The following is a 20,712-nucleotide window of genomic DNA, read 5'->3' as shown; positions in this document are numbered from 1 at the left end:
GGCAACGTTCCGGCAACGCTCGCGGGGCACGATGCCCCGCGACATGCTGCAGATCGACGTCAGACGGCGAGGCGGACCGCGCCGCACGCCCGCGCGAGCTCGGACGCGAGCGCGTGGTTGCCGGCCGCCGCGTGCGCCTTGGCGCGCTCCAGGCGCGCCGACGTGGCGTCGAGCAGCGTCACCGCTTCCCGCAACGCGTCAGCGTCGCCGGTCAGCGAGCCGAGCAGCCGCAGGCTCCGGCCCACGACCCACGGTGCGGCGCGCCGGCGAGCGAGCGCCAGCTCTTCGCCCGCGAGGCGTGACGCGGTGTCCCGATCGCCCTCCGCCGCCGCGGCTCGCGCGAGCAGGGAGCGCCACGGATGCCAGAGCGGGTGCATGTCGGGCGGCCGCGTGGCCGCCAGCGCCTCCGCCAGTGCGCGGGCCCGCGCCGTCTCCCCGTCCGCGAGCAGCAGCTCCGCGTGGCTGATCATCCAGAACCGCTCGCCATCGGACGGGCCCGCCTGGTCGCCGGCGTGGCGCAGCGCCTCCCACGCCCGCTCCCGGTCGCCGCGCTCGTGCCACGCGAGCGCGAGGAACGCGGACGAGTACGCCATGTGCGCGTTGCCGGCGCTGCCGAACAGCGCCTCGCCCTCCATCGCGTGCTCCAGCCGCTCGACAGCGGCGACGAGGTCGCCGGTCCAGAGCGCGGCGTAGCCGCTCCACAGGTCTGCGCCGACCGCGTCGAGCACCGAGCCGCGGCGGGCCGACAGCGCACGGATTCGCACCCACTCGGGCTCGGAGGAGGCAGGCTCGTCCAGGGTCAGCACGGTCGCCGGGAGCACCGTGAACGTCCCGCGGTCGAACTGCGGCATCGCGTCCCCCTCCAGCGACTCACGCGCGAGGGCCGCGGCCTCGTCACCGCCGCCGAGCAGGATCGCGACCGCCAGGGACGTGATCGCGGTCAGCGTCTTGGCGCCAGGGCCCTGCCCGCGTGGGCCGGCGCGCCAGGCCTCCAGCTCCCGCAGGTTCGCGGGGTCGGAGACGCCGAAGAACACGCCGACGATCCGGATCGCACGTAGCGCGTACTCGAGATCCTCCTGGCCGGGCTGCAGCTCGGCGAGCGCGCGGTCGACGACGTCCATCGCGTCCGCCGGATCCATGAACAGCAGCGTGCGGGCGAGCAGCAGAGCGGCCAGGCCGCGGGCGTCGGGATCGGTGAGCGACGCGTGGGCCTGCGCGAGCGCCTCCGCGGCGGGCGTCCCGCGCAGGAACTCGGCGGCGGTACCCAGCTCGAGCGTGAGCGCGGCGCGCTCTTCCGGCGCGGGCGGCTCGTCCTGCGCCCGCTGGAGGTGGGTGAGCGCCGCGTCGGGCGCGCCGCGCTCGATCGCGATCCGCGCCGCCTCCCGCAGCCGCTCGACCACCCAGGCGTCCCCGCGCGGCGGGGCGAGCATCAGCTGCGCGGCGATCCGCTCGGGCGTGGCGCCCAGGTCCACCAGCAGCCGTGCGGCGCGCGCGTGCTCGAGCCCGCGACGGGCGGCGGGCAGCTCGAGGTAGACGGCGTCGCGCACGAGCGGGTGGACGAAGCCGAGCGGCTCGTCGGCGCGCAGGATCTCGGCCCGCGTCAGCGCCTCGATCGTCTCCGCGGCGACGTCCTCGGTCGTCCCGGCCAGCGCCGCGAGCGCGGGGAGCTCCGGCCCTTCGCCGAGCACGGCGACCGCGCGGGCGACGTCGACGGCCGGCGCCGGCAGTCGCGCCAGCCGCAGCAGGACGGTCTTCGAGACCGCGCGCGGGCCGATCGCCCGCACGGACGCGGCGTGCGCGGCGTCCGGCACCACCTGCTCGGCGGCGAGCGCGGCGAGCAGCTGGCGCAGCAGCAACGGGTTGCCGCCGGTGACCTCCCGGCAGGCGGCCACGAACGCGCCGTCGGCGTCGGCGCCGAGCACGTCGCCGACCACGCCCGCGGTTCCGTCGGCGCTCAGGGGCCGCGGCTGCACGGCGACGGTCGCCGGGTCCTGCCCGACCTCGCCCAGCAGCAGCTCGTCGACGTCGGGCTCGCCGGTGCGCACGGTCGTCGCGACGAGCACGGGCAGCGCCGCGATCCGCCGTGCGAGGTAGGCGACGAACCGCAGCGACGACGTGTCGCTCCACTGCAGGTCGTCGATCGCGAGCACGAGCGGGCCGCGCGTCGCGAGCCCCGCCGTGTACTGGAACAGCGCCGACAAGACCGAGAACAGGCCCTCGCTCGCGACCGCCTCGCCGCCGAACACCGCGCGGGCACCGGCGGGCGGGGGGTCGGCCGCGGCGACCGCCTCGAACAGCTGGCGCACGACGCCGAAGCCGAACTCGCGCTCGAGCACGCCCGCACGGGCGTCGAGCACGGTCACGCCCGCGTCCAGCGCGCGCTCGCGCAGCACGCCGAGCAGCCGCGTCTTGCCGATCCCGGCGGGACCCTCGAAGGCCAGCACGCCGCCCTCTCCCGTGGCGAGCCGGGCGAGCGCGCCGGTGATCGCGGCGAGCTCGTCCTCGCGCTCGACCAGGCCCGCGGGCCGCGCCGCGCGGACTCGCGGCGCGGGCTCGAGCAGCCGCTCGTGCAGCGCGATCAGGTCTGGCCCGGGCGTCGTGCCGAGCTCCTCGCGCAAGAGCACGCGCAGCTCGTCGTAGGTGCGCAGCGCCTCGGCGTGGTTGCCGCGCGCGATCAGCGCCTCGATCAGCGCCACCCGCGCCGACTCGCGGAACGGCGCGGCGGCGACCGCCTCACGGCCGGCGCGCTCGTCGCCGGCGCGGGCGAGCCACTCGAGCGCGTTCAGCCGCTGCTCCTCGAGTGCCTCGCGGGGCTCGCGCAGCCACGGCACGTCGAACTGCGGCAGCAGCCCGGGCTCGGTGAGCGCCGCGACCTGGCGCGGCTCGGCGGTGCGGATGGCTTCGACGTCGATCCACACCGGGGCCGGGAAGTGCAACCGCAGCGTCTCGCGGCCTTCGAGCGTCGCCGGCGCGATCGCCCGGCGCAGGCGGGAGAGGACGGGCGCGAGCGCCGTGTCCGAGGGCGGGGCGCCCTCGTGCGCCCACAGCGCGTCGATCAGCTCGTCCCGGCGCACCGCGCGGTCGCGGTGCAGCACGAGGTAGGCGAACGCGAGGCGGCCCTGGCGGCCACGCAGCTCGCGCTGCTCACCGGCGAGCTCCACCCGGAGCTCGCCACAGAGGTTGATGTTCCAGCCGGCGCTCAACCGGCGGGAACCTACTAGGCCAGCGCGGGCTCGATGTCGGCTTCGATGCCCTTCTTGGGCTTGGCGCCCTGGATCCGCGTGACTTCCTGCCCGTTCTTGAACAGGATCATGGTCGGGATCGCGAGCACCTGGTACTGGATCGCGGTCTGCTGGTTCTCGTCGGTGTTCAGCTTGACGATGCGCAGGTCGTCGCGCTCGGACGCGATCTGCTCCAGCGCGGGGGCGACCATACGGCACGGGCCACACCAGGGAGCCCAGAAGTCCACCAGCACCGGCTTGTCGTTCTCGAGCACTTCCGCCTGGAAGTTGTTGTCGCTGACGTCGGTGATGTTGGCTGCCATGGCTGAAAAGGTCCCTTCGGGAAGTCTCGGGTCGCTATAAAAAGTATAGCGGTGTCACCCAGGTCTCGATGGCGGCCGCGAGGAGCACCAGCGGGCCCGCGATCGCCGTTGTCGCGATTGTTGCCGCCAAGAGCTCGTCCCATGCGCCACGTCGGCTGGCGATCGACCACGCCGCGAGCGGCAGGAAGACGGCGAACAGCTCCGGCAGCGCGTGGGGAAGCAGGCGCAGCAACAGCGTATGCGGTTCCACGTTCAGCATCCAGGCCAGGTCGGCGGCACCGTGACCGAGCGCGTTGGCCTGCGCGATGAGGGAGAAGAGCGTGGCCGCGGTGACGAAGATGATCGCGAGGGGCGCGGCATGGCGCTGGGCGCGCGTCGCGCGCTCGCCGGGGCGGACCCAGCCCGCCATGAACCCGGCCACGCAGGCCAGGGCGTGCAGCGCCAGCACCGTGAAGTTGCGGCGCAGGACAAAGCCGAAGTCCTCCAGCGTCGCGGGGCGGGTGAGCCCGGGGTAGCTGTGGCGCGTGGAGTCGGGTAGCGCGTTGTCGGCCACGAACCAGGTCGCGGCCAGCAGCAGCGCGGTGACCAGCAGCGACCCGAACGCCCACGCGCCGAACATCCGCCAGGGGTTGGCGTTCCACCGGCGCAGCGTGGCGCGGGTGTGCGGCCAGCCCTGGACGACGGCGAGCGAGTCAGCCTTCATTGGGTACTGCATCGGCGCTGCTGCGCGCGGCCTCAAGCGGACGCCACCGCCGAGGTCCGAACCGCAACGCCGGAACGCGCCACGCCGCCTCGAGGGCGATGTGGGCGGACATCTTGGACTCGCCGAGCCGGCGCTCGCGGAAGCGGATCGGCACCTCGACCACCTTCAGCCCGAGCGAGAGCACGCGGTACGTGAGCTCGACCTGGAAGCCGTAGCCCTGCGCCTCGGCGCTGGCGGCGTCGATCGCGCGCAGCGTCTCGGCGCGGAAGCACTTGAAGCCGCCGGTGAGGTCGCGCACCTTCACGCCGAGCACGCGCCGCGCGTAGCTGCAGCCGACGCGCGAGATGATCCGCCGCTCCAGGCCCCAGTTCTCGATCCCGCCGCCGGTCGTGTAGCGCGAGCCGAGCACGAGGTCGGCGCCGTCGACCGCGGCCGCGATCAGCCGCGGCAGGTCGGCCGGGTCGTGCGAGAGGTCCGCGTCCATCTCGACCACGTAGCCCGCGTCCTGCTCGAGCGCGTACGCGAAGCCGGCGGTGTACGCGCGGCCGAGGCCGGACTTCCCCGGGCGATGGAGGACGTGCAGCCGCGCGTCCGTCTCGGCCATGCCGTCGGCCAGCCTGCCCGTGCCGTCGGGCGAGTTGTCGTCCACGACGAGGATGTGAACCTCGGGCGTGGCCGCGCGAATGCCCCCTACGACGGCCTCCAAGTTGTCGGCTTCGTTGTAGGTCGGCAGGATCACCCAAACGGAGCCGTCCATAGCGAGGCGCGTAGGTTAACGGGGCCGATGCACACCAACGCCGACATTGCCGCCCGGCTGGATGAGCTGGGCGATCTCTACGAGCTCGACGGAGCCGTCTCCTATCGAGTGATCGCCTACCGCACGGCGGCCAAGGCCGTGCGCGACTCCTCCGTCTCGATCATGGGCCTCACCCGCGAGGGCAAGGTCACGACCGTGCCGGGGATCGGCAAGACGCTCGAGGAGAAGCTGCGCGCCCTCGACGAGACCGGGGACATCCCGTCCGCCGTCAAGCTGCGCGCCAAGTTCCCCGCCGGGCTGGTCGAGATGACCAAGCTGCCCGGGTTCGGCGCCAAGCGGGCGCGCCAGCTCTACGACGCGCTCGGCGTCGACTCGCTCGAGGCGCTGCGGGCCGCAGCCGAGCAGGAGCAGGTGCGCGCGGTCAAGGGCTTCGGGCCCAAGGGCGAGGAGAACCTGCTCAAGGCGCTCGCCGCGCACGAGGCGGCCGGCGGCGCGCCCGCGGAGCGCGTCGTGCTCTCCCGCGCGCTGCCGATCGCCGAGCAGATCGCCGGCGCGCTGCGCGAGCATCCGTCGTCCGATCAGGTCGAGGTCGCGGGCTCCGCGCGCCGCTGGGGCGACTCGGTCAAGGACATCGACATCATCGCCACCGCGTCCGACGCGCAGGCGCTCGTCGACACGCTGGCGGGCCTCGAGCTCGTCGAGTCCGTCCAGCAGAGCGGCCCGGCCGGCGCCCGCGTGGTCACCCACTCGGGCATGAAGGTGGACCTGAAGGTCGTCGCACCCGACCAGTTCGGCAACGTGTTGCAGCACTTCACGGGCTCCAAGGCCCACAACGTGCAGCTGCGCGAGGCGATGGTCAAGCGCGGCCTGCACATCTCCGAGTACGGCGTGCTCGACGACGAGACCGGCGAGACGACGCGCTGCGCGACCGAGGAGGAGGTCTACGAGCGGCTCGGCCTGCCGTGGATCCCGCCCGAGCTGCGCGAGGGGCGCGGGGAGCTCGACGCGGCGCTCAAGGGCGAGCTGCCGGAGCTGATCACGCTCGACGAAATGCGCGGCGACCTGCACTGCCACACGACCTTGTCGGACGGCCGCAACACGCTCGAGGAGATGGTCGCGGCGGCGCAGCAGCTCGGCTACGAGTACCTCGCGATCACCGACCACTCGGCCTCGCACGGGTTCGGCAACCACGTCACCCCCGAGGCGCTGGAGGCGCGGATCGACGAGATCGCGGCCTTGAACGAACGCCTGGACGGCTTCACCGTGCTCGCGGGCACGGAGTCCAACATCCTCCCGGACGGCTCGCTGGACTACCCGGACGAGCTCCTGCAGCGCCTGGACTGGGTGATCGGCTCGGTCCACACGTCCTTCGGCATGGACGAGGCCGCGATGACCGAGCGCATGATCACGGCGATCAACCACCCGTGGCTGGACGCGATCGGCCATCCGACGGGCCGCAAGATCGAGGCCCGCCCCGCGTACGCGATCGACATGAGCCGCGTGATCGAAGCGGCGGCCGCCAACGGCACGATGATCGAGATCAACTCGGCCCCGGACCGCCGCGACATGAACGACATCTACGCCCGCGCCGCGGCCGCGGCGGGCGTGACGATCCTGATCGACTCCGACGCGCACGGCGCGGAGACGCTGGGCAACCTCCGCTACGGCGTCGCGACCGCGCGCCGCGCCTGGCTCACCCCTGAGCAGGTGGCCAACACGCGCCCGTGGGCGGAGTTCGCCAAGCTCCGCAAGCGGTCACTAGCCGAAGATCCAGGCTTGCATAAGAAGTAGATCAACCGAGGCACGTGAAGCCCTCTACGGCTCGGAAGGAACTCCCGAGTCCGTAGGAGGTCGTGCCATGAGATGGGTGAAGAGGTGTGCGCCGGTCGCCGTGCTGGCGGCAGGTGTCGTGCTCGCGTTGCCGTCCACGCCCGTGCACGCGGCGGCGGTCGTGCAGGACCCGGCGTGCATGAGCAACACGGTCCCGGCGAACGACTCCGCGACCGCGGCGATCCCGCTGCCGTTCGCGGTGAACCTGTTCGGCAAGAGCTACACGCGGCTGTGGCTCAGCAACAACGGCCACGTCGCGTTCAACGGGCATCCGTTCGAGCGGCCGAACACCCGGCAGGACCTGGCCGCGGCGGGCCAGCCGGTGATCGCGCCGTTCTACGCCGATGTCGACACGCGTGGCGCGTTCTCGGGCCTGGTGACGTGGGGCACCACGAAGATCGGCGGCGTCGACGTCTTCTGCGCGAACTGGGTCGGGTCGTCCAACCAGGGTGTGGGCTATGGCGACGTGCACGACAACCGCCGCAACACGTTCCAGCTGCTGTTGATCGACCAGTCAGCGTCGCCGGGCGTGCCGGGCGACTTCGACGTCCAGTTCAACTACGACAAGGTCGAGTGGGAGAGCGGGGACTTCGACGGTGGGACGAACGGCCTCGGCGGCCGTCCGGCGCGGGTCGGCTACGGCAACGGCGATCGCTTGGCGCCGAAGCTATTCGAGCTGCCTGGGTCGACGGTTCCCGGCGCGCTGCTCGACAGCTCGCCGACCGGGCTGACCAAGGGCTCGTTGAACTCGACGATCCTCGGCCGCTACACGTTCCTGTTCCGCGGCGGCGGCGCCGCGACCGGCATCTCGGTGTCGGGCCAGGTCGTGGACAACAAGGGCAACCCGGTGCTCAGCAGCATCGAGATCTGCCCGACGAATCCGGGCCCGTGCGTCAGCGGCAACACCGACGCCAACGGCGACTACACGCTGACGGGGCTCGCTCCGGGACCGCACACCGTGACGGCGAACGCGATCCTCGCGGGCGTGCTGCCCGAGACGATCCCGCTCCAGATCCCGGCCACGAGCCCGGCGGTGACCGCGAACAAGATCGTGCTCGGCCGGCCGCTCCTCGTGCCGGACGGGACCACGATCACGCCGTGGCACCTGAACCTGCTCGGGCTGCCGAGCATCGACAACACGACCGACTTCGACGTCACGACGACGGCCTGCCCCGGCGCGCTGGTCATCCTGCGGGTCTTCGCGAGCTCCGGCCAGCGGCTGCTCACGACGGTGCTCCCGGAATCGGCGACCCAGCCCGGCCAGTACGTGGCGAGCTTCCCGGGCGGCTTGAGCTGGCAACCCGATCGCGTCACGTTCCGCTACGAGATCACCTGCCCGGACGGGTCGACACCGCCCCTCGAGTTCGACATCTACCTGGACCCGAGCGGGCGCGTGCTCACGCCCTCCGGGGCCGCGGTCGAGGACGCGACGGTCACGCTGCTGCGCTCCGACGACGCGGGCGGCCCGTTCACGGTCGTGCCGGACGGCAGCACGATCATGTCCCCGAGCAACCGCCGCAACCCCGACCGCACGGGCACGCGCGGCGAGTACGCCTGGCTCGTCGCAAAGGGCTTCTACAAGGTGCGCGCGAGCAAGGCCGGGTGCACCGACCCGCAGGACCCGAGCAAGGACTTCGTCGAATCGGGTGTGCTCGAGATCCCGCCCGAGGTCACGAACCTCGATCTCGTGCTCAACTGCCCGGAGTCGACCTCCGCGATCGGGGACATCGTCGGCACGGTGGCGCCGGTGCTGTCGCTCAGCCTGGGCGCGCCGCCCCGCTTCGGGACGTTCTCGCCCGGTCTGACGCGCGACTACCTCGCGTCGATGGACGTGACCGCGACGTCGACGACCGGGGCCGCGGTGCTGACGGTGCACGATCCGAGCACGACCGCGACGGGGCGGCTCGTCAACGGCACCGCCGCGCTGCCGACCGCGCTCGAGGCCCGCGGGACCGGCGGCTCGTTCGGGACGCTGGCCGCAGGCCCGGTGCGACTCCAGGCCTGGCAGAGCCCCTTCAGCCTCGAGCCCGCGCGGGTCGAGTTCCGCCAGCGCATCAACGCCCGGGACGCGCTGCTGACCGGCGACTACCGGAAGACGCTGACCTACACGCTCGCGGCCAGCACGCCCTAGGGAACGAGCCGCGGCAACAGCGCCTCGGCGACCACGCGGTCCACGGCGGCGCGCCCGAACGGCGCGACCGCCGCGGCCGCGCGGGCCGCGTAGCCGGGGACGGGGTCGTCGAGCGCGGCGCGGACGTCCAGCGCGTCGCCGACCAGGCGCGGGTCGAGCGCCCAGGCGAGCGGCAGGGCGGCGTACGGCCCTGCCGCCGCGTTGGTGACGAGCAGGCAGCCGTCGGCGAGGGCCTCGAGCTGGGCGATGCCGTAGTCCTCGCGGCGCGGGGCGGTGACGAAGACGCGGGCTCGCCGCAACAGCGCGCGGTACTCGTCGCGCGGGATCATGCCGGTGAACCGCACCGTGCCGCCCGTGCCGCCCGTGCCGCCCACGGCGCCCGCGGCGGCCCCGCCCGCCCGCTCCAGCCATTCGCCGCCCGCGGCCGCGTCGAGGCCCGCCACGACCAGCTCCTCGCCCGCGCGGCCGTTGCGCGCCCAGGCGGCGAGGACGCGGTCCAGGCCCTTCTTCTCCGGGTTCGCGCCGTAGGTGAGCGCGGCGATGTCCTTCACCTCGGGCGGGCCACTCGGCTCGACCGGGACCGGGACGATCACGGCGCCCGCGCGCGGCGTCGGGGCCTCTTCCAGCCCGCCCTCGCTCCACGGCACGAGCAGCGGCGCGGCGTTGAAGCGGCGCGCCTCCACCGGGCGTTGCCAGATCCCGTGGCGGCCGGGGCGGTTGCCGGCCGCGGGCGCGTCGAAGCGGATCGCGCCCGGGACCGGGCCGAGCAGCGCCGCCGTGGTGCTCGAGTACAGGACCGCGCGCGGGGTGTGCTCGCGGATCGCCTGCACGGCGGCCCGGCGGGCGTTCAGGGCCCAGGCGAGCTCGAGCGCGGCGTACGTGCGCAGCTCCGGCGGGCGCTGCGTGCGGGCGATCTCGACCCTCGCGCCGGCGCGGCGCAGGGACGCGGCGAGCTCCTCGTCGGCCTCACGCAGGCCGGCGGTGCCGCCGAGGGACACGATCAAGACGTCGGCTCGGGCCATCGGCCTGGCATTCTGGCGCGAGATGAACGTGCTCGAAGGGACCTACTCCATCTGCCGCCTCCCGCCGTCGGATCGCGTGCCCTCGTGGGCGCTCGAGCTGCACGAGGGGCTCATGTCGATCACGCGCACGCCGGACGAGCTGTCGATCGTGTGCCCGGAGGAGGCCGTGCCGCCGGACGTCACGGTCGAGGAGGGCTGGAAGGCGCTGCAGGTGCCGGGGCCGATCCCGTTCAGCGAGACGGGTGTGCTCGCGCGGATCGCGACGCCGCTCGCCGCGGCCGGCATCTCGATCTTCGCCGTCTCCACCTACGACACCGACTACGTGCTCGTGAAGGCCCCGGACCTGGAGGCCGCGCTCGCCGCGCTGCAGTCCCTGGGCCGGCGACTGATCTCCTCGGGCTCGCCGTACGAGCCGGTGATCGGCTTCTCACGCGCGGTGCGCGACGGCGACCGCGTGCTCGTCTCCGGCACCGGCCCGGTGCTGCCCGACGGCGGCTGCCCCGAGTCCACCTACGAGCAGGCCAAGCGGGCCTGGGAGATCGTCGCGAAGGCGCTCAACGAGGCGGGCGCGACCGTGGACGACGTCGTCCGCACCCGCACCTACCTCACGCCCGAGGCCGACGTCGACGGCGCGATGCGCGCCCACGGCGAGGTGTTCGCCGATGCGCGGCCCGCCTCGACGATGCTGGTGATCCACTCGCTCCTGGACCCCCGCTGGACCGTTGAGGTGGAAGCGGAAGCTCAGACGCGCAGGTAGTCGCCGCCGAACCCCGGCGTGCGGACGAGCTTCATCGCGCCGAGCGGTGACGTCTTGTCGATGTAGAAGCGGGCGCCGTCGCGTTCCTCGATCGCGGCGACCGCGGCCTCCTGGCGGCGCCACGCGAGCGCCCAGATGATCGCGAACCCGGCCGCGATCCCGCCCACCTGCGGCAGGAACACCGACAGCACGCCCGCGCCGACCGTCGAGATCAGCAGCGGCCAGAGCCGGTTGAGGATCGTCCGCGCCGGGTGCAGGTCGGGGAGCATGTGCTCCGTGCGCGCCATCGCCAGCAGCCGCGCGATCTGCGCCGTGGCCTCCGTGCGCGCGCCCATCACGGTCCCGATGAGGGTGGCGAGCACCCACCAGACGGCGCACACGATCGCGGGCGTCTGGTCGAGCTGGCCGGAGATCCCGATCACGGTCAGCGCGGCGAGCAACGTCGCCGACGCTGCGCTCAGCAGGACCGTCGCTTTCAGGAAGTCGCCGAAGCGCACCTAGATCAACAACGCGCGGAGCAGGTCGCGGACGCCGTCCGTGCCCTCGACCATCGTGTCGGCCTCTTCCTCGAGGGCCGGCGGCGTCTCGTCCGAGCGCACGCCGACGCGCAGCGCGTAGCCGAGCCGCCCGCGTTCCTGCAGCTCGGCGAGCCCGCGGAAGGCGTCGAGGTCGGTCACGTCATCGCCGACGTAGACGGCGGCGGCGAGGTCCGTGGAGTGCAGCAGGCCGACGATCCCGGCGCCCTTGTCGATCCGGACGGGCGGGCGGATCTCCAGCACCTTGCGGCCCCAGTGCGTGACGAAGCCGGCCGCCTCGGCGTTCTCGGCGACCTCCTCGATCGCGGCCCGCGAGTCCTCCTCGTCGGGCGTGCCGCGCCAGTGCAGCGCGGCGATCGCCTCCTTGTCCTCCAGCCGGACGCGCAGGCGCCGCAGCTTCTCGCCGTAGGCGTCGTGGGCGAAGGCCTGCACCCGGCGCGTCCACGCCTGCAGCTCCCGGTCCATCTCCGGCGCGATCGTGCCGGGCCGCAGCACCTCGGAGCCGTGCGAGCCGAGGTACGCGATCGAGCCGAGGGAGACGATCCGGCGCGCGTCGGACGCCCGCCGCCCGGACACGCAGGCCACGACGCCGTAGCGGCGCGCGACCTCGATCAACGGCCGGCGCGTCGTCTCGGGCATGTGGGCGTCGTCGGGCTGCTCCACGATCGGCGCGAGCACGCCGTCGACGTCCAGGAGCACCGCGGAGCGCTCAGGCGCGTCGCGCAGCGGTTGGAGGAGGTCTTCGATCGTGGCTGAGGGCACGGGTCCAGTATTGCCTACGGGCGACGCTCCGCCAGCAGGTCACGGATCTCCGTGAGCAGGCGCACATCCTCGGCGGGAGACTCCGCCTCGGGCGTGACGTCGTCCTGCTTGCGCAGCGCCAGGAACGTGTTCATCGGCTTGACGACGAAGAAGAACACGACCGCGGCGATCGAGAGGAACGAGATCAGCGCGTTGAGGAACAGGCCGTACTTGAACACCGACCCGTTGATCGAGAACGTCAGCTCACTGAAGTCCGGCTTGCCGACGATCGCGGCGATCAACGGCGTGAAGATGTTCTCCACCGCCGAGGCGACCAGCGCTCCGAACGCGGCGCCGATGATGACGGCGATGGCGAGGTCGACAACGTTGCCCCGCAGGACGAACTCGCGAAACTCTTTCAGCATGCGCGGGAGTCTCGCGCTTGCAGCGGCGGCTCAGTACCCCTGATCGCGGCTGATCGGCGCGATCAGCGCCTCCCCCGCCGCGAAACGTTCCACGTTCGCGCGCACGCGCTTGGCGAGGTCGCGGTCCATGGTCTGCTGCGGGTTGGCGACGTGCGGGGTGATCAGCGCGCGCGGCTCGTTCCACAGCGGGTGGTCGTCCGGCAGCGGCTCGGGGTCGGTCACGTCGAGCGCCGCGCCGCCGATCTTGTTCGAGCGCAAGGCCTCGACGAGCGCGTCCTGGTCGATCAGCGACCCGCGCGCGATGTTCACGATCCACGCGTGCGGGCGCATCTGCGCGAGCTCGTCCGCACCAACGAGATGGCGGGTGCCGTCCGTCGCGGGCGCGGCGATCACGAAGTGGTCGGCCTTGCCCCAGACTTCGCCGAGCCGCTCGACCGGGATCGTGTCGTCCCGCCCAGAGCGGGTGACGGCGAGGATCTGCACGTCGTGCGGTTCGAGCAGGCGGATCAGCTCGCGCCCGATCCCGCCGGCGCCGACGATCGCGACCGTCGAGCCTTCGAGGACCGGGTCGTCGCGGCGGTCCCACGTCCTCGCCCGCGCGTAGCCCGCGATCCCGCGGACACCCGCGAGGAGCAGCGCGAGCGCGTGCTCGGCGACCTGCGACGCGTACGCGCCGACCGCGCTCGTGAACTGGACGTCCTCCGGCGCAGCGCGGATCCGCTCCACCCACGGCTCGATCCCCGCGGACTGCAGCTGGACCCAGCGGACGCTCGACGGCAGCTCCGCGGGGAAGTCCGTCTCCGGCCCGGCCCAGACGATCGCCTCGGCCTCGCTCAGGCCGACCACGCGCCCGCCACCGTCCTCGACGGCCTGGACGAGGTGGTCGGCCGGTTCGGGGCCGATATGGATCTTGGGGGCGGGCATCTCGTGTGTACGGGTGCGGCTGGCTCGATTGCCCCATACCCGGGTGCTCGCGACGCTATCCGCCATGTCCGTCGTACCGCTGCTCGCCGCCCGAGGCCTGACGAAGTCGTTCGGCGGCCGGAAGATCCTGCGCGGCACCGACCTCGACGTCGAGGCGAGCTCGCGGATCGGCATCCTCGGGCCCAACGGCGGCGGCAAGTCCACGCTGCTGCGGATCCTCGCCGGGCTGGACGTGGCCGACGACGGCGCCGTCACCCGCCGTCGCGGGCTGGTGTGGGCGCACCTGCCGCAGATCGTCGACGGCGACGAGCGCGACCCGCGGGCCACGGTCCGCGCCGCCCGACCGGAGCTGGAGACGCTGGAAGCGGAGCTGCACGCGGCGGAGCGCCGCCTGTCGGACCCGCACCTCGCGTCCGACCTGGACGCGATGAGCCGCGCGCTCGCGCACCACGAGCGCGTGCTCGCCCGCTGGACGGACGCGGGCGGCGACCGCGCCGAGGGCGAGGCGCTCGGCCATCTGCGCGCGCTCGGCATCGACGGTCCGCTGCTCGAGATGCCCACGAGCGAGCTCTCCGGCGGCCAGCGCAAGCTCGTCGCGCTGGCGGCCTGCCTCGCGCGCCGGCCGGACGTCCTGCTGCTCGACGAGCCCGAGGCGCACCTGGACATGGCCCGCCGCGAGCGGTTCGGCGCGCTGTTGGACGACTTCGACGGCGCGGTCGTGATGATCTCCCACGACCGCCACCTGCTCGACGCGGCCGTGGCCGAGATCGCCGAGCTCGACAACGGCACGATCCGCATGTGGCCGGGCAACTACAGCGCCTACGTCCTCGCGCGCGAGCTCGAGCTCGAACGCCAGCGGCAGGTGTACGTGACCCAGCAGAAGGAGATCGCGCGCCTGGAAGAGGCGGTGCGGCGCTTCCGCCACTGGGCGCACATCCGCGTCAACGAGCGGATGGCCAAGCAGGCGCGCGTCAAGCAGATGCAGATCGACCGCATGGAGAAGGTCGACCGGCCCGTCTTCGAGCGGCGCAAGATGGCTTTGGCGCTGCGGTCCGGCCAGCGCGGCGGCCAGCGCGTGCTCGCCCTGGAGGGCGTTGACGCGGGCTACGGCGACGAGCCGGTGCTGCTCGACGTCGAGCTGGTCGTCGGGCGGGGCGAGCGCGTCGGCGTCGTCGGCCCGAACGGCGGCGGCAAGACGACCTTGCTGCGCGTGTTGACCGAGGAGCTCGAGCCGCTCGACGGCACGCGCTGGGCCGGTGACGGCATCACGCTGGGCTATCTCTCCCAGGCGGCGGGCTCGCTGTCGGACGAGGCGACCGTGCTCGACGCGCTCCGCGCCGGCCGCTCGCTGGCCGAGGACGCCGCCGTGCGGCTCCTGATGGCGTTCCTGTTCGACTACGAGCAGACGCGGCGGCCGGTCGGGTCGCTGAGCGGCGGCGAGCGGACCCGGCTCGCGTTCCTGTGCCTGATGCAGGACGCGCCGAACTGCCTCGTCCTCGACGAGCCGACGAACCACCTCGACATCGACTCGATCGAGGCGCTCGAAGGCGCGCTGGAGCGCTACGACGGGACCGTCATCGCCGTCTCGCACGACCGCTACTTCCTGGACCGGATCGCCGACCGGATCGTGCACGTGGCCGACGGTGAGGTGCGGGCCTACGAGGGCGGTTGGTCCGTGAACGCTGAGCTTGTGCGGTCCACCGGCTAGCATGGCGCGCCGTGTCTGAGCCCAGCAACGGCGCCGGACGGCCGCTCGTCAGCGTCGTCGTCCCGGTCTTCAACGAGGAGAAGACCGTCGCGCAGGTCGTCGAGGAGCTGCTCGCGCTCGACCTGCGCCTCGAGATCCTGCTCGTCGACGACGGCTCCACGGACGGCTCCGCCGCCGAGCTCGCGCGCCTCGCCGCCACCTACCCGCAGGTGACGGTCCACGCCCAGCCGCGCAACCTCGGCAAGGGCGCCGCGGTCCGCCGCGGCATCGACGAGTCCCACGGCGACATCCTGCTCATCCAGGACGCCGACCTCGAGTACTCGCCCAAGGACATCCCGGCGCTGATCGACCCGCTCCTGACCGGCGTCGCCGACGCCGTCTTCGGCACCCGCCTGCGCGGCGGCGCCCACGCCCAGCGCGCCCACCTCTTCTGGCACTACGCCGGCAACCGCTTCCTCACGCTGCTGTCGAACGTGCTCTACAACACGACGATCTCGGACATGGAAGTCGGCTACAAGGCCTTCCGCGGCGACCTCGTGCGTGGCCTCACGCTCGTCTCCAACGACTTCCGCATCGAGCCCGAGCTGACCGCGAAGATCCTCCGCTTCGGCCCGGAGATCCGGCTCTACGAAGTGCCGATCTCCTACTACGGCCGCTCGTACGCCGAGGGCAAGAAGATCACGTGGAAGGACGGCTTCGGCGCCGTCGCCGCGCTGTTCCGCTTCCGGTTCACTTCGTAGACTGCTCCGCCCGGCGACGGGCCGTGCATGGTCTTCTCCTCGATCGAGTTCCTGTGGTTGTTCATGCCGGTCGTGCTGGCCGGCTACCTGGCGTTGCCGCCCGCCGGCCGCAACGCGCTGCTGGCGGTCGTCAGCCTCGGCTTCTACGTCTGGGGCGCCCACGCGTTCCTGTTCGTGTTCCTGGCGAGCATCGGCTTCAACTTCGTCGCCGGCGCGCTCATCCAGCGCTTCAAGCACGGCCCCAGGCCGGAGCGGGCCAAGACGGCGCTGATCGTCGCGCTGGTCTTCAACCTGGCGCTGCTGTTCGCTTGGAAGTACACGGTGTTCGTGGCCGAGCAGATCGACGCGCTGCTGGGCGACGGGACGATCGGCGTCCCGGACATCGCGCTGCCGATCGGCATCTCGTTCTTCACGTTCCACGCGATCTCGTACATCGTCGACATCTACCGCGGCCACGCGCGGCCGATGCGCTCGCTGGCGGACTACACGGAGTACATGGCGTTCTTCCCGCAGCTGATCGCGGGACCGATCATCCGCTACCACGAGATCGACGACCAGATCCGTACGCCGCCGCCGCGGTCGGAGCGCCTGAACGACATCGCGGAGGGCTTCCCGCGCTTCGCCCTCGGCCTGTCGAAGAAGGTCGTGATCGCCGATCCGGCGGGCCGCGTGGCGGACGCCGCGTTCGCGGTCTCCAGCAACCCGACGTCGGGCACGGCGTGGCTGGGCGCGCTGGCCTACACGGTCCAGATCTACTTCGACTTCTCGGGCTACAGCGACATGGCCATCGGCATGGCGCGGATGTTCGGCCTGCGCTTCCCGGAGAACTTCAACCGCCCGTACTCGTCGGTGTCGATGACGGACTTCTGGCGGCGCTGGCACATGACGCTGTCGCGCTGGTTCCGCGACTACGTGTACATCCCGCTCGGCGGTTCGCGCGGCACGCAGGCGCACACCGTGCGCAACCTGCTGTTCGTGTTCCTGCTCACCGGCTTCTGGCACGGCGCGGCGTGGACGTTCCTGCTGTGGGGGGTCTACAACGGCCTGCTGCTCGTCGGTGAGCGCCTGGGCGGGATCAACCGCTGGAGCGACGAGCGCCTGCAGTGGCCGCGGCGCCTCGTCACCTTCGTCGTCGTCGTGTTCGGCTGGGTCCTGTTCCGCGTCGCCGACCTGGACCAGGCGCTCGCCTTCATGGGCGCGATGGTGTCCTTCGACTTCAGCGGGCTGGACCCGCGCGTGGAGGCCGCGCTGCACGGTCAGGCCGTGTTCGCGCTCGTGGTCGGCCTGGCCAGCGCCCTGCTCCCGCGTGACTTCGTCATGGGCAAGGTGCTGATGGGCCGTTGGGACGGCGCGCCGCTGTACGCGCGCTGCGCGGTGCTCGCCACGGCGGCGTACGCGGCGATCGTGGTCGCCGCCGGCTCCTTCAGCCCCTTCCTCTACTTCCAGTTCTGATGCGCAAGCTCGTCGCCGCCTTCGCCCTGCTGTTCTTCGCCGCCCCGCTGCTGCTGTGGGCGGGCGGCGTCCGCGCGCGGCCGTTCGAGAACCGCCCGATGGCGCCGCGCCCGGCGCTGTCGGACGGCTGGGACGCGTTCGACGGCGCCACGCGCTTCTTCGTCGACCGCCTGCCGTTGCGCGAGCAGGCCGTGCGCGCCAACACCTGGGTGTCGGTGAACGTGTTCGACACCACGCCGGACTACTCGGGCGGCGAGGAGAACGCGCTGCCGTTCGGCAAGCCCGAGCAGCCGGCCAAGCCGACCCCCACGCCCGCGCCCGGTGCCGCGCCGCCGCCGACCGGCGTGCTGAAGGGCCGCGACGGCTGGCTCTTCCTGGAGGCTGATCTCCAGAACGCCTGCAAGCCGTCGATCGCCTGGGACGAGGCGATGCGTCGCTACCGCCGGCTCATCGAGCTCATTCGCGACAGCGGGCGCAAGGTCGCCTTCGTGATCCCGCCGGACAAGTCCACGGTCTATTCGCGCTACCTGCCGAAGGACGGCTTCGCCGAGCAGGATTGCTACGCGGCGGGTAAGCGCGAGGGGTGGCGACGGGTCGAGGACGCCGGTCTCCCCGAGCTGCTCCCGCTGCGCAAGACGATGCTCGCCGGGCGCGCCGACCCGCCGCAGGAGAGCTACTGGCCCGAGGACACGCACTGGAACACCAAGGGCGGCGTGCAGGCGGCGCGCGCGGTGCTCGAGCACCTCGACGGCCCGCCCATCCGCGAGTCCGAGATCGTCAAGGGCCGCGTCGAGCACACCGGCGACCTGGCCGCGCTGATCGGCGCCAACGCCACGCGCACCGGGCCGGACTGGAAGATCCAGCGGCCCGCGGGCGCGCCCGTGTACCCGGGCCGCACCGCGTTCCTGATCGACTCCTTCGGCCCGACGCTCGCGGTCGGGCTCACGCCCTACATGCAGGAGCTGGTCCCGGCCGACTGGCTCACGACGCCGGCCGACCAGCTCATCCAGGCGATCGTCGCGGCGGACACCGTGATCCTCGAGAAGGTCGAGCGCGACGTCACGTACCTCGTCTCGGACGCCGGGATCGTCACCCCGGCGTTCATGGACGCGCTCGAGGCCGCGCTCGCCGCCGCCGGCTAGCGGCGGATGTCCTCGCAGCCCCCGACGACGACGTCGACCGGGTCCACCGCAACGACGTCCTGGCCGTCGCCGCAGTCGATGCGGTCCACGGCGCCGTCGACCGCGTCGATGCGGTCGTTGCCGGGGCCGCCCTGGACGAGGTCCTCGTCCTGGGTGCCGGAGATGATGTCGTCGCCCGGGCCGCCGTCGACGTAGTCGCGGCCGAAGCCGCCCTCGATCTGGTCGTTGCCGTCGCCGCCGAACACCTGGTCGTCGCCGTAGCGGCCGTAGACCTGGTCGTTGCCCGCGCCGCCGGTGACGACGTCGTCCTGATGCTCGCCGTCCACGTAGTCGTCGCCGCCGAGGCCGTTGAGGGTGTCGTTGCCGACCGAGCCGAACAGCGAGTCGGGGCCTTCGGTGCCGACGAGGTTGTCGTTGCCGAAGCCGCCGCGGATGACCGAGGGCGGCGGCTCGTCGGTGGACGGCTCGGGCGGGATCGCGACGACGGTCTCGCACGAGTCGAGCTGGTCGCGGGTGGGGGCGGTGTCCTCGGTGTAGACCGTGTCCTTGCCGCGGCCGCAGAAGACGAAGTCGGCGGAGTCGTCGGCGACGCGGATGGTGTCGTCGTCGTCACCGCCGAAGATCTCGTCGGCGCCGCTGCCGCCGGTGATCTGGTCGTCCCCGTCGTAGCCGGACAGGCGGTCGTCCTCACCGCCGCCGTCGAGCGTGTCGTCGCCGGCCTGGCCGAAGATGTTGTCGCGCCCGGCGTTGCCCTGGATGGTGTCGTTGCCGGCGCGGCCGAGGAGCTGGTCGCCGGCGCGGCCGCCGACGAGGAAGTCGTCGCCGTCGCCGCCGTCGAGCTTGTCGGCGCCGTTCTGGCCGTAGAGCTGGTCGTCGCCCGGCCCGCCGTCGATCAGGCGGTCGTTGCCGCGGCCGCCGTCGAGCAGGTCGTTGCCGGGGCCGCCCTCGAGCAGGATGTCGTTGCCGAGGCCCTTCTCGCCGATGATGTCGTCGCCCTCGCCGCCGCGCAGGGTGTCGTCCGCGTCGCCGCCGTCCATCTTGTCGTTGCCGGGGCCGCCGTCGATCACGTCGTTGGAGAGGCCGCCCTGGGCGGTGTCGTCGCCGGGGCCGAGGTCGATCTGGTCCTGGCCGGTGTCGCCGTAGGCCGTGTCGTTGCCCTCGCCGCCGACGATCGTCTCGTTGCCCGAGGCGCCGGAGAGGATGTCGTTGCCGGGGCCACCGTCGAGCTGGTCGTCGCCGCGCTGGCCGCGCAGGATGTCGTTGCCGCCGAGCCCGCGCAGGAAGTCGGCGCCGCGGGTGCCGTTGAGGACGTCGTCGAGCTCCGTGCCGACCAGCAGCGCGAGCCCGGGCTGGACGACGAGCGCGCCGGGCGCGCCGCCGAGCCGGACCGTCTTCAGGCGCACGCCCGTGAACGCGGATAGCACCGAGACCGTCTTGGCCTTCGCGTCCGACACGTACAGGCGCGCGCCGTCCGGGGCGTACGCGGCGCGGCCGGGCCCGCCGCCGGTGGCCGGGCGGGCGATCACGCGGCGCTTGGCGAGGTCGACGAGCGCGGCCTTGCGATGGATGCCCGCGAGCTTGGCGCCGGGGGCGACGATCGCGCGGGACCCGTCGGGCGAGACGCCCACGCCGCCACCGCCGTCGGTGCGCAGCGCGACCGAGCCGGTCAGGCCGCCGGTCGCGGGGCTGATGCGGACGAGCCGCGCCGCCGGCTTCTTCTTCTTGCGCTTGGGCTCGGTCGCGGAAATCCACGCCTGGCCCTGGGCGATCGAGACGCCCGCGGCGCCCTTGAGCTTCAGGCGGCGGACGAGCCGGCCGGTGTCGAGGTTGAGCACGGCCACCTTGCCGCCCGTCTGGACTACCACCGCGCGGTCGGTCGTCACCGCCAGGTCGAGCGGCGTGCCGGAGAGCGTGCGCAGGCCTGCGCGGGTGGCGGTCGCGAGGTCGATGATCTCGATCCCGCTCTTGCGCGCGGCGTACGCGCGGGTGCCGTCCGGGGAGATCGCGAGCGCGGCCGGCGCGCCCTGCAGCTGCACGACGCCGAGGACCGCGCGGGCGTTGAGGTCATAGATCGTGACGGTCCGGTCCGTCGCGATCAGCGCGCGCGAGCCGTCGGGCGTGGCCGCGACCGCCTTGGCCGGGCCGGGGACGCGCACCGAGGCGGGCGCGTTCGTGCGGGTGTCGATCAGCTGCACCTGGTTGGTACCGGTGGCGACGACGACGACGCGGGCCGAGGCGACCGGCGCGGCGAGGAGAAGCAGCAGCGAAGCAATCAGGATCCGCACGAGGACCCTTAACGC

General features: G+C 72.8%; 17 protein-coding genes. 7 read left to right on the top strand and 10 right to left on the bottom strand.

The features are described from left to right. Nucleotides 1–59: 59 nt before the first annotated feature. The 4 genes from OJ997_RS02745 to OJ997_RS02730 are packed head-to-tail and all read right to left on the bottom strand — an operon-like array spanning nucleotide 60 to nucleotide 5,004. Entirely contained in the window at nucleotides 60–3,203 is a 3,144-nt protein-coding gene (locus tag OJ997_RS02745) for an ATP-binding protein (RefSeq protein WP_270023465.1), read from the bottom strand. A gap of 14 nt (nucleotides 3,204–3,217) precedes the next feature. After that, nucleotides 3,218–3,544, bottom strand: a complete 327-nt coding sequence (gene trxA / locus OJ997_RS02740) for a thioredoxin (RefSeq protein WP_270023464.1) — start codon at nucleotides 3,542–3,544, stop codon at nucleotides 3,218–3,220. Nucleotides 3,545–3,578: 34 nt separating this feature from the next. After that, nucleotides 3,579–4,247, bottom strand: coding sequence for a hypothetical protein (locus tag OJ997_RS02735; RefSeq protein ID WP_270023463.1), 669 nt, complete (start codon nucleotides 4,245–4,247; stop codon nucleotides 3,579–3,581). Beyond that, nucleotides 4,237–5,004, bottom strand: coding sequence for a polyprenol monophosphomannose synthase (locus tag OJ997_RS02730; protein ID WP_270023462.1), 768 nt, complete (start codon nucleotides 5,002–5,004; stop codon nucleotides 4,237–4,239). The genes OJ997_RS02735 and OJ997_RS02730 overlap by 11 nt, the downstream gene beginning before the upstream one ends. A gap of 27 nt (nucleotides 5,005–5,031) precedes the next feature. Here OJ997_RS02730 and polX point away from each other — a divergent pair, with 27 nt between their 5' ends. Continuing rightward, complete coding sequence (gene polX / locus OJ997_RS02725) at nucleotides 5,032–6,795, top strand: DNA polymerase/3'-5' exonuclease PolX (protein ID WP_270023461.1); 1,764 nt, start codon at nucleotides 5,032–5,034, stop codon at nucleotides 6,793–6,795. A gap of 67 nt (nucleotides 6,796–6,862) precedes the next feature. Next, nucleotides 6,863–8,965 (top strand): nidogen-like domain-containing protein, encoded by a 2,103-nt coding sequence (locus tag OJ997_RS02720; protein ID WP_270023460.1) that lies wholly within the window; start codon nucleotides 6,863–6,865, stop codon nucleotides 8,963–8,965. On the opposite strand, the gene OJ997_RS02715 is transcribed toward OJ997_RS02720, so the two are convergent. Further along, entirely contained in the window at nucleotides 8,962–9,987 is a 1,026-nt protein-coding gene (locus OJ997_RS02715) for a glycosyltransferase (protein WP_270023459.1), read from the bottom strand. The two genes, OJ997_RS02720 and OJ997_RS02715, sit on opposite strands and share 4 nt — an antisense overlap. Before the next feature lie 22 nt (nucleotides 9,988–10,009). Here OJ997_RS02715 and OJ997_RS02710 point away from each other — a divergent pair, with 22 nt between their 5' ends. Then, the gene (locus OJ997_RS02710) at nucleotides 10,010–10,744 is read left to right on the top strand and encodes an ACT domain-containing protein (RefSeq protein ID WP_270023458.1); all 735 of its coding nucleotides are present in this window, start codon (nucleotides 10,010–10,012) and stop codon (nucleotides 10,742–10,744) included. On the opposite strand, the gene OJ997_RS02705 is transcribed toward OJ997_RS02710, so the two are convergent. From OJ997_RS02705 to OJ997_RS02690, 4 genes are read right to left on the bottom strand one after another with little or no spacing between them, the layout of a single operon-like run. Then, nucleotides 10,729–11,241, bottom strand: coding sequence for a hypothetical protein (locus OJ997_RS02705; protein WP_270023457.1), 513 nt, complete (start codon nucleotides 11,239–11,241; stop codon nucleotides 10,729–10,731). The two genes, OJ997_RS02710 and OJ997_RS02705, sit on opposite strands and share 16 nt — an antisense overlap. Next, nucleotides 11,242–12,042, bottom strand: coding sequence for a trehalose-phosphatase (gene otsB, locus OJ997_RS02700; RefSeq protein ID WP_270023456.1), 801 nt, complete (start codon nucleotides 12,040–12,042; stop codon nucleotides 11,242–11,244). A 14-nt stretch (nucleotides 12,043–12,056) separates the two neighbouring features. Continuing rightward, nucleotides 12,057–12,446 carry a large conductance mechanosensitive channel protein MscL gene (mscL, locus tag OJ997_RS02695; protein WP_270023455.1) on the bottom strand — a complete coding sequence of 130 codons (390 nt, stop codon included), beginning with the start codon at nucleotides 12,444–12,446 and terminating at the stop codon, nucleotides 12,057–12,059. 30 nt (nucleotides 12,447–12,476) lie between these two features. Beyond that, nucleotides 12,477–13,370: a D-isomer specific 2-hydroxyacid dehydrogenase family protein gene (locus OJ997_RS02690; protein ID WP_270023454.1), complete on the bottom strand. Its 894-nt coding sequence runs from the start codon at nucleotides 13,368–13,370 to the stop codon at nucleotides 12,477–12,479. A 64-nt stretch (nucleotides 13,371–13,434) separates the two neighbouring features. Here OJ997_RS02690 and abc-f point away from each other — a divergent pair, with 64 nt between their 5' ends. From abc-f to OJ997_RS02670, 4 genes are read left to right on the top strand one after another with little or no spacing between them, the layout of a single operon-like run. Further along, nucleotides 13,435–15,078: a ribosomal protection-like ABC-F family protein gene (gene abc-f, locus OJ997_RS02685; RefSeq protein ID WP_270023453.1), complete on the top strand. Its 1,644-nt coding sequence runs from the start codon at nucleotides 13,435–13,437 to the stop codon at nucleotides 15,076–15,078. A gap of 11 nt (nucleotides 15,079–15,089) precedes the next feature. Then, nucleotides 15,090–15,818, top strand: a complete 729-nt coding sequence (locus OJ997_RS02680; protein ID WP_270023452.1) for a glycosyltransferase family 2 protein — start codon at nucleotides 15,090–15,092, stop codon at nucleotides 15,816–15,818. 27 nt (nucleotides 15,819–15,845) lie between these two features. Next, nucleotides 15,846–17,270, top strand: coding sequence for an MBOAT family O-acyltransferase (locus OJ997_RS02675; RefSeq protein WP_270023451.1), 1,425 nt, complete (start codon nucleotides 15,846–15,848; stop codon nucleotides 17,268–17,270). Then, nucleotides 17,270–18,412 (top strand): alginate O-acetyltransferase AlgX-related protein, encoded by a 1,143-nt coding sequence (locus OJ997_RS02670; RefSeq protein WP_270023450.1) that lies wholly within the window; start codon nucleotides 17,270–17,272, stop codon nucleotides 18,410–18,412. Before OJ997_RS02675 ends, OJ997_RS02670 begins: the two co-directional genes overlap by 1 nt. On the opposite strand, the gene OJ997_RS02665 is transcribed toward OJ997_RS02670, so the two are convergent. Continuing rightward, a complete protein-coding gene (locus OJ997_RS02665; protein ID WP_270023449.1) occupies nucleotides 18,409–20,697 on the bottom strand; it encodes a hypothetical protein in 2,289 nt (762 codons plus the stop codon). The genes OJ997_RS02670 and OJ997_RS02665 overlap by 4 nt on opposite strands. Nucleotides 20,698–20,712 lie beyond the last annotated feature (15 nt).

It is taken from the genome of Solirubrobacter phytolaccae (genome assembly GCF_027587195.1).
Classification (GTDB): domain Bacteria; phylum Actinomycetota; class Thermoleophilia; order Solirubrobacterales; family Solirubrobacteraceae; genus Solirubrobacter; species Solirubrobacter phytolaccae.
Note: the sequence above shows the minus strand (reverse complement) of the source record. Positions and strands in the feature narration are given on the sequence as shown.

Bases quoted from the DNA above. Each gene is read 5' to 3' on its own strand.
- trxA (WP_270023464.1), bottom strand. From the start codon at position 3,544: ATGGCAGCCAACATCACCGACGTCAGCGACAACAACTTCCAGGCGGAA.
- OJ997_RS02735 (WP_270023463.1), bottom strand. From the start codon at position 4,247: ATGAAGGCTGACTCGCTCGCCGTCGTCCAGGGCTGGCCGCACACCCGC.
- OJ997_RS02730 (WP_270023462.1), bottom strand. From the start codon at position 5,004: ATGGACGGCTCCGTTTGGGTGATCCTGCCGACCTACAACGAAGCCGAC.
- polX (WP_270023461.1), top strand. From the start codon at position 5,032: ATGCACACCAACGCCGACATTGCCGCCCGGCTGGATGAGCTGGGCGAT.
- OJ997_RS02720 (WP_270023460.1), top strand. From the start codon at position 6,863: ATGAGATGGGTGAAGAGGTGTGCGCCGGTCGCCGTGCTGGCGGCAGGT.
- OJ997_RS02715 (WP_270023459.1), bottom strand. From the start codon at position 9,987: ATGGCCCGAGCCGACGTCTTGATCGTGTCCCTCGGCGGCACCGCCGGC.
- OJ997_RS02710 (WP_270023458.1), top strand. From the start codon at position 10,010: ATGAACGTGCTCGAAGGGACCTACTCCATCTGCCGCCTCCCGCCGTCG.
- mscL (WP_270023455.1), bottom strand. From the start codon at position 12,446: ATGCTGAAAGAGTTTCGCGAGTTCGTCCTGCGGGGCAACGTTGTCGAC.
- OJ997_RS02690 (WP_270023454.1), bottom strand. From the start codon at position 13,370: ATGCCCGCCCCCAAGATCCATATCGGCCCCGAACCGGCCGACCACCTC.
- abc-f (WP_270023453.1), top strand. From the start codon at position 13,435: ATGTCCGTCGTACCGCTGCTCGCCGCCCGAGGCCTGACGAAGTCGTTC.
- OJ997_RS02675 (WP_270023451.1), top strand. From the start codon at position 15,846: ATGGTCTTCTCCTCGATCGAGTTCCTGTGGTTGTTCATGCCGGTCGTG.
- OJ997_RS02670 (WP_270023450.1), top strand. From the start codon at position 17,270: ATGCGCAAGCTCGTCGCCGCCTTCGCCCTGCTGTTCTTCGCCGCCCCG.